Annotated in this window: 9 protein-coding genes and 3 pseudogenes; 4 read left to right on the forward strand and 8 right to left on the reverse strand. The window is 39.0% G+C overall.

All coding sequences use genetic code 11. The annotated features are described in order from the left end of the window. Positions 1 to 44: 44 nt before the first annotated feature. The 3 genes from BMX02_RS09540 to BMX02_RS09550 are packed head-to-tail and all read left to right on the forward strand — an operon-like array spanning position 45 to position 5,530. Positions 45 to 1,964: a BREX system ATP-binding domain-containing protein gene (locus BMX02_RS09540; RefSeq protein WP_091690460.1), complete on the forward strand. Its 1,920-nt coding sequence runs from the start codon at positions 45 to 47 to the stop codon at positions 1,962 to 1,964. A 2-nt stretch (positions 1,965 to 1,966) separates the two neighbouring features. Further along, positions 1,967 to 3,385, forward strand: coding sequence for a BREX system ATP-binding domain-containing protein (locus BMX02_RS09545; protein ID WP_091690461.1), 1,419 nt, complete (start codon positions 1,967 to 1,969; stop codon positions 3,383 to 3,385). Positions 3,386 to 3,412: 27 nt separating this feature from the next. Next, positions 3,413 to 5,530, forward strand: a complete 2,118-nt coding sequence (locus BMX02_RS09550) for a DEAD/DEAH box helicase (RefSeq protein WP_091690462.1) — start codon at positions 3,413 to 3,415, stop codon at positions 5,528 to 5,530. A 191-nt stretch (positions 5,531 to 5,721) separates the two neighbouring features. On the opposite strand, the gene tnpC is transcribed toward BMX02_RS09550, so the two are convergent. Together tnpC and BMX02_RS11685 are read right to left on the reverse strand one after the other, a co-directional pair. Further along, positions 5,722 to 7,200, reverse strand: a complete 1,479-nt coding sequence (gene tnpC / locus BMX02_RS09555) for an IS66 family transposase (protein WP_177165265.1) — start codon at positions 7,198 to 7,200, stop codon at positions 5,722 to 5,724. 163 nt (positions 7,201 to 7,363) lie between these two features. Continuing rightward, positions 7,364 to 7,510 (reverse strand): annotated as a pseudogene (locus BMX02_RS11685) (ISNCY family transposase); the annotation flags it as partial. A 199-nt stretch (positions 7,511 to 7,709) separates the two neighbouring features. Between BMX02_RS11685 and glgP the strand changes: the two are divergent. Then, positions 7,710 to 9,575: an alpha-glucan family phosphorylase gene (gene glgP / locus BMX02_RS09560; protein WP_091690464.1), complete on the forward strand. Its 1,866-nt coding sequence runs from the start codon at positions 7,710 to 7,712 to the stop codon at positions 9,573 to 9,575. 12 nt (positions 9,576 to 9,587) lie between these two features. On the opposite strand, the pseudogene BMX02_RS11950 reads toward glgP, so the two are convergent. From BMX02_RS11950 to BMX02_RS09585, 6 genes and pseudogenes are all read right to left on the reverse strand, one after another. Next, positions 9,588 to 9,905: pseudogene (locus BMX02_RS11950) on the reverse strand (AAA family ATPase); the annotation flags it as partial. A 109-nt stretch (positions 9,906 to 10,014) separates the two neighbouring features. Further along, a complete protein-coding gene (locus tag BMX02_RS11955) occupies positions 10,015 to 10,152 on the reverse strand; it encodes a hypothetical protein (protein WP_177165263.1) in 138 nt (45 codons plus the stop codon). A 468-nt stretch (positions 10,153 to 10,620) separates the two neighbouring features. Next, positions 10,621 to 12,087, reverse strand: a complete 1,467-nt coding sequence (locus BMX02_RS09570; RefSeq protein WP_091690466.1) for an RtcB family protein — start codon at positions 12,085 to 12,087, stop codon at positions 10,621 to 10,623. A gap of 113 nt (positions 12,088 to 12,200) precedes the next feature. Then, positions 12,201 to 12,302 (reverse strand): annotated as a pseudogene (locus BMX02_RS09575) (archease); the annotation flags it as partial. Continuing rightward, positions 12,295 to 13,329 (reverse strand): AmmeMemoRadiSam system radical SAM enzyme, encoded by a 1,035-nt coding sequence (gene amrS, locus BMX02_RS09580; RefSeq protein ID WP_091690467.1) that lies wholly within the window; start codon positions 13,327 to 13,329, stop codon positions 12,295 to 12,297. The gene amrS and the pseudogene BMX02_RS09575, both read right to left, overlap by 8 nt. A 158-nt stretch (positions 13,330 to 13,487) precedes the next feature. Next, on the reverse strand, positions 13,488 to 13,792 hold a 305-nt coding region (locus BMX02_RS09585; RefSeq protein WP_449288728.1), incomplete at its 5' end, for an SDH family Clp fold serine proteinase.

The following is a 13,792-nucleotide window of genomic DNA, read 5'->3' on the forward strand; positions in this document are numbered from 1 at the left end:
ATTACTAAAAATTAGCAAAATAATTGCTAAATAGGAGGATTAGAATGAGTGTGAAATTGTTCTATGGCAAAAAAACTGATTTCGAACACGAATATAAACAATTGAAGGAAATTATTAATATTATTCAAAAAGAGTATGAAGAGGATATGTATATACTCACAAATGTACTCGTCTCAAATGGGGAAATCGACTGTATTCTTTTGACCAAAAAGGGACCAGTAATCCTTGAAACAAAGAATTATGAAGGTGAGATCATTGGATCTGAAAATGGAGATTGGATCGTCAAAACCCCAGATGAAGTAAATCTGAACAAAAACTTATTTCAGCAATTGAAAAGTCATCGAACAGATCTGTTCAGCAAATTAGAAAAAATAAGGGAAGAACACTTTCCACGTATTGAGGAAAAAGATCTTTGGAAAATTAATTCATGGGGTTATTTCAAGAAAGGGAGCTGCTATCCTGATGGTCAGATTAACAAAGATGCTGTAAAATGGTTCGATATCGTTACTGCAGAGAATCTAATGAAAAAACTGGGATCAATATATTCTGGATATACATTATTTACAACAGATATGGATGAAATCGTAGCTGGATTAAATCTCTCGGAGTGGACTGAAGATATTAGTGACAAATCCGAAGAATTAAATAAAGAACCTGTTAGGCAGGAAGCTTTATTAGACGCAAGCCGAGACGTAAAAACTGTAGAAATTATTGACCTAATTGATCAAATGTCTGAAAATGGGACTGCACCAGAAGATGGATGCACTCTTTTTGGGATTGGGAACGATGAGTATATACAGAGAATTAAAGAAGTATATCTGGAAAAAAGATTCAGAAGAAAAGGTTCATCTGAAAAATTTGTGGTTGGCCCATTTGGTTCAGGAAAGTCTCATTTTATAAATCAGCTTACTGAAGTTGCTAGGGGCATTGGTTGTGTCACGTCAACTGTTGCACTAACTAAAGATGTCGATGTAACCAGTAATTTTTCAATATACAGAGAGGTTGCAAGACAAATTCGTCCTCCTGACAAAAATGCAGGAAAAGGTATTAAGAACCTTATGATTTCATGTTGGAAGCGTATTGAGGAAGCAACTCTTGATCAATGTCATCAATCAGAAGAACAAGCTTCCAACCTCTTAAGATATTGGGTTGATGGTTTAGAGCAATCTGATTTTGAGCTAGATATGTTCGGAAGAGTTGCGTTCCAAGCATTTGATGCTTATCTCAAACAAGATAACGATAAGTTTGATAACGCGTGCAGGTGGATGGGTGGTGAAATAGATAATAAGGCCATTGCAAAACAACTCAATGTTCCTCCAATGACAAAGAAAGATCTAAATCTAACTGCAAGTCAGATTAATCTCTCCCTTTACAAACTCATAACAAAAGCAGGATTCTCAGGAACTGTAGTTGCTTTTGATGAAGCAGAACAGGGATTTGATATAGGTAAAACAAAAAAAAGCCAGCTTTTCTCACTCTTACAGTCTGACATTAATTCGGTAAACAAACTAAAGGGGGGGTCTGTTTTGGTTCTTTATGCCATTACACCCAACATTTTAGAGGAGATGATGAATTTCCCCGCACTCCAGCAGAGAGTTCAAGATCCTGGGAAAAACATGAGTTTTGAAAATGGTTACACACGTGTGACTACTATCAATATCAGAAGACCAGAAAACATGTCAAAAGATGAAATAATAAATGAATTGAAAGCAATGGGGAATAAATTAGTGGATCTTTTTTATTCTTCAGTTGGATCGGAAATTAATGTGCCAAAAGATGACGTTTTCAAAAACATTGGGACATTAGCTGTTAGGTGTGTGGAGGATGATATTAGCATAAGTGATAGAAGACAAATGATTAAAGCAACATGCAATCTGCTGATGAACCTTTATGATACGGGTATTTTGAAAATCCCCGAAATCACTGATATTCCCATAAGTTCTGGTTTTGATGATGAGGTATAATCATGGGAGAGTATCCAAAGGAAGGAGAACATGTAAAGACCGAATATGGTCCAGCAACTATTTCTCATATAAGAAAAAAGGAAGTTTACGTTATTCTTGAATCTGGACCTCTACAAGGCCAAAAAATTCCATTACCAATATCATCAATATCAACCTTAATTACTCCTGAGGATGTATCTAAAAAAGTCATTCGTTTCGATAAACCACAAAAAATTCCAATGAGAACAAAAGACTTAATGAATACAAAAATTCATAAGCAAAAGTGTATCGATTCTCTAAGGTTTGGGCTTGTGCCAAATGAATATATTGAGCAATTGACATTTGGATTTGAAGATCTTGAAAAATGGATGCTTTCTACATTTCCTGATTCAAATCAATCCAGAAATCAAGTGGTACATCAAATAGTTGGTCGATTTGGAGAGGGAAAAAGCCATACAATGTCTGTTATCAGGCATCTTGCTATGAGAGAAGGGTATCTAGTTGCAAGAGTTGAAGTGGATGGAAATAGAGTCAGTCTCTCAAATCCACAGTCCTTTCTCTACAGTCTACTGAACGCACTTTCTGGAAAGAACTTAAAACCAGTGATGCCTCTTTTGAATCTGTATCTCAAAGCCATCTATAAAGGTTCTTCAGCTCCAACTGTTGTGCCACATGGTGTTAACAAAAACGACAGAATCGAAATTATGTATAACTTGATACAGCGTCTCGAGAGTTATGGGTATATTGAACATCTTGATTATCTACTGGATTTGGTATTAACATGTAGTGATGAAATGACTGCCACTGAAGTCAAAGCGGATATCGTAGAAGCAACTAAAGATAGAATTCATCCTTGGAGCATACGTCTTTATCCCATGATTGGAAAAACAGTGGTTGATAGGCCACGTGATTTTGTTGAGTGCATAGTAGGTACTGCTATTGTTGCAACACTTGCAGGATATAAAGGACTAATTGTCACCATTGATGAATTCGAAGTGGAATCTGCTTTATTAGCACCTAAAGACAAAATAAGGGCGAAAGACACCTTGAATCTTTTGTCAAAGTATCTAGTAGGCTCTACAGAATATCCAAACTCATCATTAGGAATCTATTTTGCCACAGTTCCCGAAGAAGTATCTGAGTTGAAAGAATTAATTGATATTTTGGTTGATGGTTCAGATGGGAAAACATATACTATACAAGCATTTGAAGAATGGAATTCAAATAGTTCTGAGCAAGTTTCAGTTGCAAAGAGAATTCATGAAATTTATAAAGAAAGCTATTCTTGTAACCATTATTCCGATTTGGATATTGTTTCTCGTCTCGACTCAGAAATTGACAAAATGGATTTGTATGATAGTGGAGGTATACGAAGTTTTATGAAACAATATATTGGCTTGTTGGATTCATTATATGGACCACCATTTGGAACTGATATTTAATTCATATATAAGTTCTATGAGATTGATATGGAGCAAAAAGAACAAACTTTCGATATTAGTAAGGATTACGAACTTGATTGTCAACTTGTAAAGTTCCTTCCACAAACACATTATGCGTTTTTCCAATCATTTGGACGCTTTACTCCCGTGCAAAGGCATGCGATAATTGAAATTATTAATGGAAATAGTGCTCTCATTGTTTCCGGAACGGCATCTGGAAAGACTGAAGCAGCTTGTGCACCTCTTATCGAAAGAAATTTGAAGAAAAAGACACCGTGGACCATATTGTATATATCGCCCACGAAGGCATTGGTTAATGATCTTTATTACCGTTTACTTGGACCAACACAGAGACTAAATCTTCGTCTAAAAAGAAGAACCGGTGACCATCGTGACAATTTGAAGCAATTACCACATGTTCTGATCACTACTCCGGAATCCTTTGACAGTCTCTTGTGTAGAAATAAGCGTGAAGACGCTTTAGGGCATGACTTAGCTAACGTTGTTGCTGTAGTGCTAGACGAAATACATTTGTTGCATGGTACTCCAAGAGGAGAACAAATTAAATGGCTTCTTGCACGTCTTAAGAAATTACGTATATTTGCAAAAGAAAAAAGATGGAGTCGCGATTCAAATCTTCAAATCATTGGATTAAGCGCTACAGTTTCAAATCCAGAAAGTGTTCTTCATGAATACTTTCCTGACGATGTGAAATATATCGAATGTTCCAAAAGAAGAACAATTGAAACTATTAATCCCCCATCTTCAAATACTGGAGTAAAATCTGCTCTCACAACTTATCTAAAAAACCGATATGAAAACGAGAAGTTGATTGTATTTTCAAACTCCAGAAAAAGAGTCGATGAGCTGGCAGCATATTTTAAGACAGAACTCCATGATGTTGGATATGAAGTATATGCCCATCATGGGAGTCTCAGTAAAGGTGAACGTGAATCTGCAGAAGAGCGTGTAAAAAATAAAGGAAAAATTGTATTGTGTGCTACATCAACTTTGGAAATAGGAGTTGACATCGGGGATATAGACCTAATTGTTTTAGATGGGCCTGCCCCTGATATTTCTTCATTGTTGCAACGAATAGGACGAGGAAATCGTCGTACAAATATTACACGTGTGTTGGTATGCGCAGAATCGGTTGCAGATTTTATTATTCAAAACGCTATGATTGATGCTGCTCGTGATGGATGGTTAGGTAATGGAGTTACTGGTCCTAATTATACTGTTGTTAAACAGCAAATAGCATCATATCTGTTTCAGGCTCCTTCAAATAGTAGAAGTGAAGAATCTCTTAAAAGTCTTTTTAATGCTTCATTGATAGACAAAGATATATTCAATTCAATTTTGAATGAAATGATTCAAGATGAGGAACTATATATCTCAAATAATATCGTTAAACTCGGAGAATATTGGTGGAAGCAGGCACGTCGGATGGGGAATATTCATTCCACAATTGAAAAAAGTAGTGGTATGAAGGTCGTAGATATTGATAGTGGTCAAACAATAGCCAGTGACGTAGTCTTTCGTGGAGGTAATGGGGTCAATATAGGAGGAAAATCCCTTAAGGTTTGTAAATGGAAAGAAAAGGCAATTGAAGTTAGAGATATTTTGAAAGATCAGGACTTCAGTGGAAACTGGAGTTATAACGCTTTCTCGCATCATATACATTCTAGTCAACCTGCGGCATTAAAACGATATTTAGGGGTTGCAGAGAACGTATGGCCAATTGTAAGAATCGAGGGACATCAATATGTTTTTCATTTTGGTGGTGCAGTTAGATACTCAATTATTTCCCTTCTTAATCAACAGTATGCAGAGAATCCCAAAAAAATTAAGATCAATGAATGGTACATTCGCCTTCCAGACAATGTAGACAACAAACCCCTATGGTTAATCAACTTCAATAAAAGCATGCTGAAAATATTATTAAATACTGATCTTAACATTCTAGGTAAAATTGAAAAAATATTAAATCGCCCCCTCTCAAATAAACAATTGCCGCATAATGTCAGAGTTGAAGAAGTTTGGGAATGGTTAAATATTGATTACGAATCTGAAGTTATAATGAATTCTGACTGGCGAGTAATTTCATATATCGAAATTAATGATGTATTGAAACATTTCATTTAATAATATCTTCAGAATTTCCATGCAGATCCCCTGTTCTCGATTAATAGTTCCTGAAGATCAAGATATTTTGTTTGAATAGAAATGAGGCTATTCATACAACCATTTATTTCCATTTTGTAACTATTCAGCCTACCTATCGTCAATTCTGTATGACCGACTATAATACACAAAATTAATTTGCAATCCTAAAATCAAACAATTGTTGGAACAAATGGCTTTCCAGCAATTGCATCTTGAATTGCATCCATTACAGAAAGATGATTCTTCTTAACAGTAGAAATGTAGCTTCTTAGCCGACAGAAAATTAGAGCTCCTTGCACACTTCGGAACGTGCCTGATATCTTCTGTTGTACTTTCACCATCCTCACATCTCTTTCTGCAAGATTGTTCTCAAATGGAACTTTCAAATCGTGCATAAACCTGAGAATGTCATTTTTGTAACCAATAAACCTATCCAGCAGATTTTTTGCCGTGGTTTGTTTATTTCTTCCACGTTTCTTTGATTGTATTTGGAGAGGAGGATTCTCTTCCAACCCCGTATGAACTATACGATTATAACAATCTTCGAACTCTTTTATCATCTCTGGTTTCAGGTTCCTAGATATTTCTCGGACTTTATCTACAGAGGATTTGATATTGATGAGCAGATCACCCATATCTTTCGACCACAGTTGTTCATCATTCTCACTTATACCGGTTAGTTCTCGCAATAAATGAGCATTACAGATCGAATGATTGCAGTCATACTTGTAATATGGTTTCCAGAAATCATGAACTACTATGCCATTAAAATCAGGTAAAATACCCATGGTATTCATTGCTTCAGAGCCTCTTTTTTGATGAGGGTAATAACAGGTCATTTTATCCGTGCAAGCAACATGAAGCCACTGCCTTTTTCCTTCTACCCTCATACCAGTTTCATCACAGTTGATAACGTAGGATTGTTTCAGGAGGTCCTTGATATGTTGTTCAAAATCTTCCAGTTGTTCAAAACATGTTTTTTCTGCTCTGATCAAAGTAGCAGGACTTATCTCACACCCACAAACATCGGATAACAATTCACAACTGCGTTCATAGGGAATCAACTGATAGTCATGTAGATAGACTGACAAAGATGTCAGACGTGAACCATATTGTACAGATTGTTTGATCCCTTCTGGAAAAATAGCTTTATTCTTACAACCACAATGAGGACATGTCTTAATTTCAGCACGATGTTCGGTCACTCTAAGTTTAATGGGTGGTATGTCAAACACCTGTCTTTTTTCATGATCCTTGGTCTTCAGATCTTCAAGTGAACTCTCGCAATTGCTACATTTGTGTACTTCATGAAGTACAATTTCATCAGGATCATCTACCATTCTGAGCGTGGTTCCAGGATGGCCTTTCTGACCACCTTGTTTCTTTCCACTCTTTTTTCGTCTGCTTTTTGGGTTTGACTTCTCATGAACAAAAACGTCAGTCGAAGGTGGTTTACTACTATTACGACTGTTTTTCTTGAGTTGGTCTTCCAATTTTTTAACTCGTTCTTCGAGTTCTGTTATTCTAGCAGCCTGTAACTCGATGATCTTTTGTTGTTCAGCAATTATGTCGTATAACGTGGTGACAAGAGTAACAACTGCTTCTGGACCTTGTTCATAAACTGCTAGGATTTCTTTGCGTTTCGTAATCAATCACCTCGTGCCTGGTAAAAACCAGGTTGAATTTCAGGGAGTGACTAAAATAGAGGCATAGTATATTGTTTTTTGGTAAAATCAATATCAAGCACTGATGGAATGGTGTTGAGTATTCTAAGTTTATATCAAAAACGCGAGGATGGCTGAATAGTTACCTTTCAACATAAGAAGCAATGTCATCGATATCTAAGAAATACAAAAATTGGCATATTGATACGTTGTCTGTGTTCAGATAGTTAGCAATTGAATCTCTGGTACAGATTCCGTCCGAAACATCGTAATAATATTTCATGGACTGGCACATTTTCTACCATATAAATGTAATGCATAAGCGATGCTCAAAGTGATGCCAGTCGTCTTGAAAAAAGAGTTACGCTTTTAAAGCGAAAAGCTAATTTGATAATCTCTTGAAAACGACAGATAGTTTTAATAGTTCGGCAATCAAATAATTAATAGCTATTGATTATTATTCTCATGTGATTAAAAGATAGTTCGGTGATTGGATGAACCTAACGGCAGACAGAATTAACAATCAGGACCTGATGAACCCTTTTGCCTATGACTGGAAAGATATAGAAATAGCTTATTTCTCGATGGAAGCAGCAATCGATCCTGACGGCCTATTGCCCCTATATAGCGGCGGGCTGGGCATCCTTTCAGGCGACACGATAATGAGCGCTGCAGACCTCGGGATCCCCATGGTCGCAGTAATCCCATGCTATTCAGGCGGATTCTTCAACCAGTCATTCAACGAGGAAGGATTTCAGTGCGAGAGCATCGTGGATTGGAACCCGAAGGATTACTTCAAAAGACTCAACAAGAAAGTAAATGTAAGAGTCGGAGACAGTGATGTCACAGTATCTGCCTGGCAATACGATGTCAAGAGCGTCGATGGCAGAAATGCAGTCCCTGTCATACTGCTAGACACGAATCTAGATGAAAATGACTTATACGGGAGCATTACCAGTCGTCTTTATGGCTGCAAGCCTGACGGCTATGGAAGCGAACGGGAATACAGGCTGGCTCAGGAGATCGTACTCGGCATAGGCGGTATCCGTATGCTTGAAGCATTAGGCTTCACCAATATAAAGAAATATCACATGAATGAAGGTCATTCAGCCCTTATGGTTCTTGAACTTCTGAACAATAACAAAAACAAAGAAGAAGAACTGAGAGAAAGAGGATTGACACTCCAGGACTACCTCAAGTCAAAATGCATCTTTACGACACACACACCCGTACCTGCAGGTCATGACCAGTTCGACCGCGAACTTGTAGAAAGGCTAATCTACGGCGATGAGACACTTCCAAGAGATGCAATAAATTATAATTATGATAAGTTGAACACGACCCGTCTTGGTATGGACTACAGCGGATTCATAAATGCTGTCTCAAAGATACATAAGTACGTAAGCCGTGAAATGTTCCCTGAATACAACATACATTCGATAACAAACGGCGTCCACAGCTATAGATGGACATCCGATTCATTCCGAAAACTTTACGATAAGTATTTTGAGACATTGCCAGGTGATTGGAAAACAGGAACTCTACGTATGAAAGATCCATGCTCTAGAATACCAGATGAAGAGATCTGGGCAGCCCACAATACTGAAAAGAAAAATCTTATCGATTACGCAAACGATACAATTCCTGAAGCAGAACTGAATTATAATACTTTCACGATAGGTTTTGCGAGACGTGCAGCACAATACAAGCGTTCAAACCTATTGTTCTATGATATCAACAAGCTATGCGACATAGCAAAAGATGTAGGCCCTATACAGCTGGTGTTTGCCGGCAAGGCACACCCTAAAGATGACGGCGGTAAATGCATAATCCAGAACATAAAGGACAACTTATCAGTCATAAGCGATGACATCCAGGGAGTATATATCCCTAATTATAACATACAGATCGCAAAAAAGATGACATCAGGTAGCGATCTTTGGCTCAACACACCATTCATCTATAAGGAAGCCTGTGGGACATCATACATGAAAACAGACGGGGTACCATGCGCAACCACCGCCGATGGTGGTGCTCGTGAAGCAATCATAAATGGTGTGAATGGTTTTATCATAGGTCCATACAATCCAGAAAGTCTTGATTGGGACGTACGTTGGGATGAAGATGCAAATGCCTTATTTTCTCTTCTGAAAAATCTGATCATGCCTAAATATTATAACAAAGACAGAAGCCCAATGGAACTTCCAAAAGAATATATCCATATCATGAAAAACACAGCAAACCTGAATTTAACTGACTTCAGCTCAGGGAAGATGATGGATGAATATGACATCAGGGCATATCGTGATCCTCTACGTGCAAGTGATTACATAAAGAAGGAATTTGCTTGGCAATTTTGAATTTCTAATAGGTCAAAAAAGGGAAAGAATCTCGAGTATTAAATCCAATCTCTTTGCTGGTGCTCCCATATCAGGAACCTTGACAACTTCATAACCGAATAGCCCATAAGTCTCAAAGATTATCTTTGAGAGAGCCTTTGCTTCCATGTCATCCTCTTTTCTTACATTATTATTCTCGAAAGACCTGACCTGCTCGAGGAAGAACCCCTTAGTATAGCAAGCATTCCTGCATGCATTATCAAGATCCGAAGGAATATCTAAGCCATAATGTCGTGTATAGGCCGCATTGTCTATAAGCGACCTGTCGAGAAACGCTAGCTTGCAGCCATTGAGCGAAGCTTCATCGACTTGCTATGCGGGGATATAGGTAACGTTAAAAAACGGAACTGTTCAAAAATATATAATGTATGCGAGTTTTAAATGTTTTTAAAAAAAATTGTTATGTGAATATGGTAATTGGAATTACTTGAATCGCAGGGTTTTTTATCTCTGTAATTATTTCGGAAATTTCAAATCCATATTCTTCCACGTCCTTAAATATACCACAGAATGTTTCAATAAACTCTTTATTTAGCAATCCTAAAGTTGTTTTTCGAAGGAGATTTATAGAATCCTTTGATTCTAACGGTATGTAGGGCAGGGACTGTCCGATTTAAAGCCTGTGTAGAACTCAGCGGGTGTTCTTTGAAGCAGGAAGCCATCCGATTTTGATCGGTGGTAGTTCACTGCGAGATGGCTAAAACTGTGCATCGTAAGAATTCCTTAAAAAACAGAGAGCCATTTATTTAATATGAAAACATACAAATTTTTGATAAATTTTACGTTAATTCGGACATTAATTAACTTCAAATCCATCGATTGATTCGACTTAAAATTGATAGAAAAACAGAACCCTTTGGCAGTATTTGTCGGTGTAAAGACAAAGTTTGCTCAGTACCATGCTTATGAGGATCAGCATGGTAAAACCCATCCAAATATACCTGTTTCCTCAATACTCTTTTTTATCACTCCCAAAATCATATCTGCTGAAGAGGTTGCTTTTCGATTAACCTTTTGCAACCCCCATTGGCAAGACCCTTGCAACTTTTTTGGCGATTTCCAGATTGTGCACCACATCCACCACTTCACTGCTTGATTTATATGCACCAGGTGCCTCTTCAGCGATAACCGACGGACGCGTAGCTTTAACTGTAATTCCTCTTGCTTCAAGGTTTTCCTTCACTCTTTTTCCGAAAAATTCATGCTTTGCATGACCCCGACTCATCACACGTCCTGCTCCGTGACATGCACTTCCAAAAGCGACACCCATCCCCGCTTCTGTTCCGTGTAGAACATAAGAAGGGGTACCCATGCTGCCAGGGATAAGAACAGGCTGCCCAACAGCTTTGTAGGCATCTGGCAAATCATGGTGACCAGGTGGGAAAGCCCGGGTTGCACCTTTTCTGTGCACATAAACTTCTTTTTTCATTCCATCGATTATGTGTTCCTCCAATTTTGCAACGTTGTGGGCAACATCATACACCAAATCCATACCAAGATCGTCCATATCCCTGCCAAAGAAACGTTCGAATACCTCCCGCGTCCAGTGAGTTATGACCTGTCTGTTTACCCATGCATAATTGGCAGCACAAGCCATTGCTTTGAAGTAGTCCTGGGCCTCAGGGGATTGTGCAGGCGCACAGGCAAGCTGTTTGCTAGGCAGATCTATACCATACTTTTTCACTGCCTGCAAAAGTACGCGCAGGTAGTCAGAGCATATCTGATGTCCTGCTCCGCGAGAACCACAGTGGATCATAACCGTCACCTGCCCTTCTTCAAGGCCAAAGGATGATGCAACTTTGCTATCGTATATTTCATCCACATACTGCACTTCAAGGAAATGATTGCCGCTTCCAAGTGTACCAATCTGCGGTTTTCCGCGACTGCGTGCTTTCTCGCTCACCTTTGAGGGGTCTGCGCCCTCGATGCAACCTCTGCCTTCACAGTGTTCGACATCGGCTTTGACCCCATATCCTGACTCAACTGCCCATCTGGAACCGTGCGTGAAAGCATCATCCAGTTCGCTGTCCGATACACGGATGCGACTCTTTGAACCAACACCCGATGGAACTGCACGGAAAAGTTCACCCACCAGTTCTTTCATATGTGGGCGCACATCTTCTTTGTGCAGATTTGTGCGAATAAGACGAACACCACAGTTGATGTCAAACCCAACCCCACCCGGACTGATTACACCTTCTTCCTTATCAAACGCTGCAACACCACCAATTGGAAAACCGTATCCAAGATGCACATCAGGCATTGCCATCGAGTATTTCTGGATTCCGGGTAGTGACGCAACATTTGCAATCTGGTTGATAGTTCCTTTATCAAGATCGTGAAGCAGGGTTTCTGATACAAAAATGCGACCAGGGACTCTCATAAATGGTTTGTAACTCTTCGGTACTTCCCAGGTATTGTCATTTATTTTTGTGAGTATATCTAAAATTTCAATCTCGGTTCCTTCTTGCATGTTAATTTTCCCTTCGCCGCATTTTTTTATTAAATACTACCTGAACCTAAATTTAATGAATGCAAGTATAGCCGAATATGCACAAGTTTGTTGGAGTTTAATATTTGGAATATCTAAATATCCACAACGACTTGCATAACCCAGCCGTTCGAATCTTCTTCTATTTTCAATTCATTGTAGGTAACAGCCTTTATCTCGGTATCAAATCTATGGTTGCTCGCTTTCGGGATATTCTCCTACTATCGGGATATTCTCGCCACAGATTGGACATTTCTTTAATGGCGTTATCCTGTAGTCCACGATGGAAAAACCATCTCTTTTTATGAGCAGCTCCCCGCAATTTGGACAATACGTATTCTCATACTTATGACCGTATACATTTCCAATGTATACAAACCTCATACCCTCATCCGTTGCGATCTCATGTGCCATCTCAAGAGTCTTGACAGGTGTGGGTGGAAGCTCCAGTGTCTTATACTGGGGATGGAAACGTGTGAAATGGATAGGTGTATCCGGCCCCAGGTTATCATGCACCCACTTTGAAAGCTCGCGGATCTCATCCGGCGAATCGTTCTTTGTTGGGATAATAAGGTTGATCACTTCTATGTGCATTCCCAGTTCCTTTGCAACCTTTGAGGACTCAAGTACAGGTGCGAGTTTTGCCCTTGTAACCTCCCTGTAGAACTCCTCTGTGAATGCCTTTATGTCCACTCTAAAGGCATCCAGATAGGGTGAGATATGCTTCAGCGCTTCCGGAGTTATATAACCATTTGTAACATACACAGTTGCAAGCCCTGCTTCCTTTGCAAGTTTTGCACTATCATAGGTATATTCATGCCAGATTGTGGGTTCGTTGTATGTCCATGCAATGGTCCTTGAGCCGGTTGCCAGAGCCCTGTCCACTGCTGTCTCTGGTGGTATCTCGAAAGTAACTGCTCCCTCAAGGTCTGCCTGGGATATCATCCAGTTCTGGCAGTGCTTGCATCTGAAATTGCACCCTATCGTCCCCAGTGAGTATGAACGTGAGCCTGGATAGAAATGGAAAAGGGGTTTCTTCTCTATAGGATCTACAGCTTCGCTGGATACTGTGTTGTATATCAGAGTGTAGAGCGTACCATTGCGGTTCTCCCTTACCCTGCAAAACCCTCTCTTACCGGATGCTATGGTGCATCTGTGATTGCATACTTTGCACTTGACCTTATTATTGTCAAGCTTGTCATAGAGCATTGCTTCTCTAATCACTATTATCCCCCATTATAGGTTGGGTTCATAGTAAAAGAACTTAAGCATCTTGGGTTCGCAGATAAACGTACTTTATCTGGAACAGGGTGGACAGGCAATTCAAGAGCATGCACATGCATGATCTTAACCAGCTGTTTTTCCATTTTCAAAAAATTAATTTACTCAATATATTCCACGCTCATCTTTGCAGACCTGAAAAACTTCATGAAATCATGGACTTCTGAAGGCAATTTAGTGCTGACCGGCAGACCCAGTTCAATAGCCTCTTTTGCAGAGATCGGAGTGACATGTATCATCTCTCCACTTAATAGTTTTTGAGCAACGGACTTCCTTTTTTCTTCATCTTGAATTTTGTTCTCAAGCAATTCCATGATAACATCTTTTGTAAGCTCCATTGCTTTTTTTGATATATCGCTCATGATGATGGTCGTGTCATCAGCATCCATTCCTTTCTTTTCGGCTG

This window comes from Methanococcoides vulcani (assembly GCF_900111645.1).
GTDB classification, from domain to species: Archaea; Halobacteriota; Methanosarcinia; order Methanosarcinales; family Methanosarcinaceae; genus Methanococcoides; species Methanococcoides vulcani.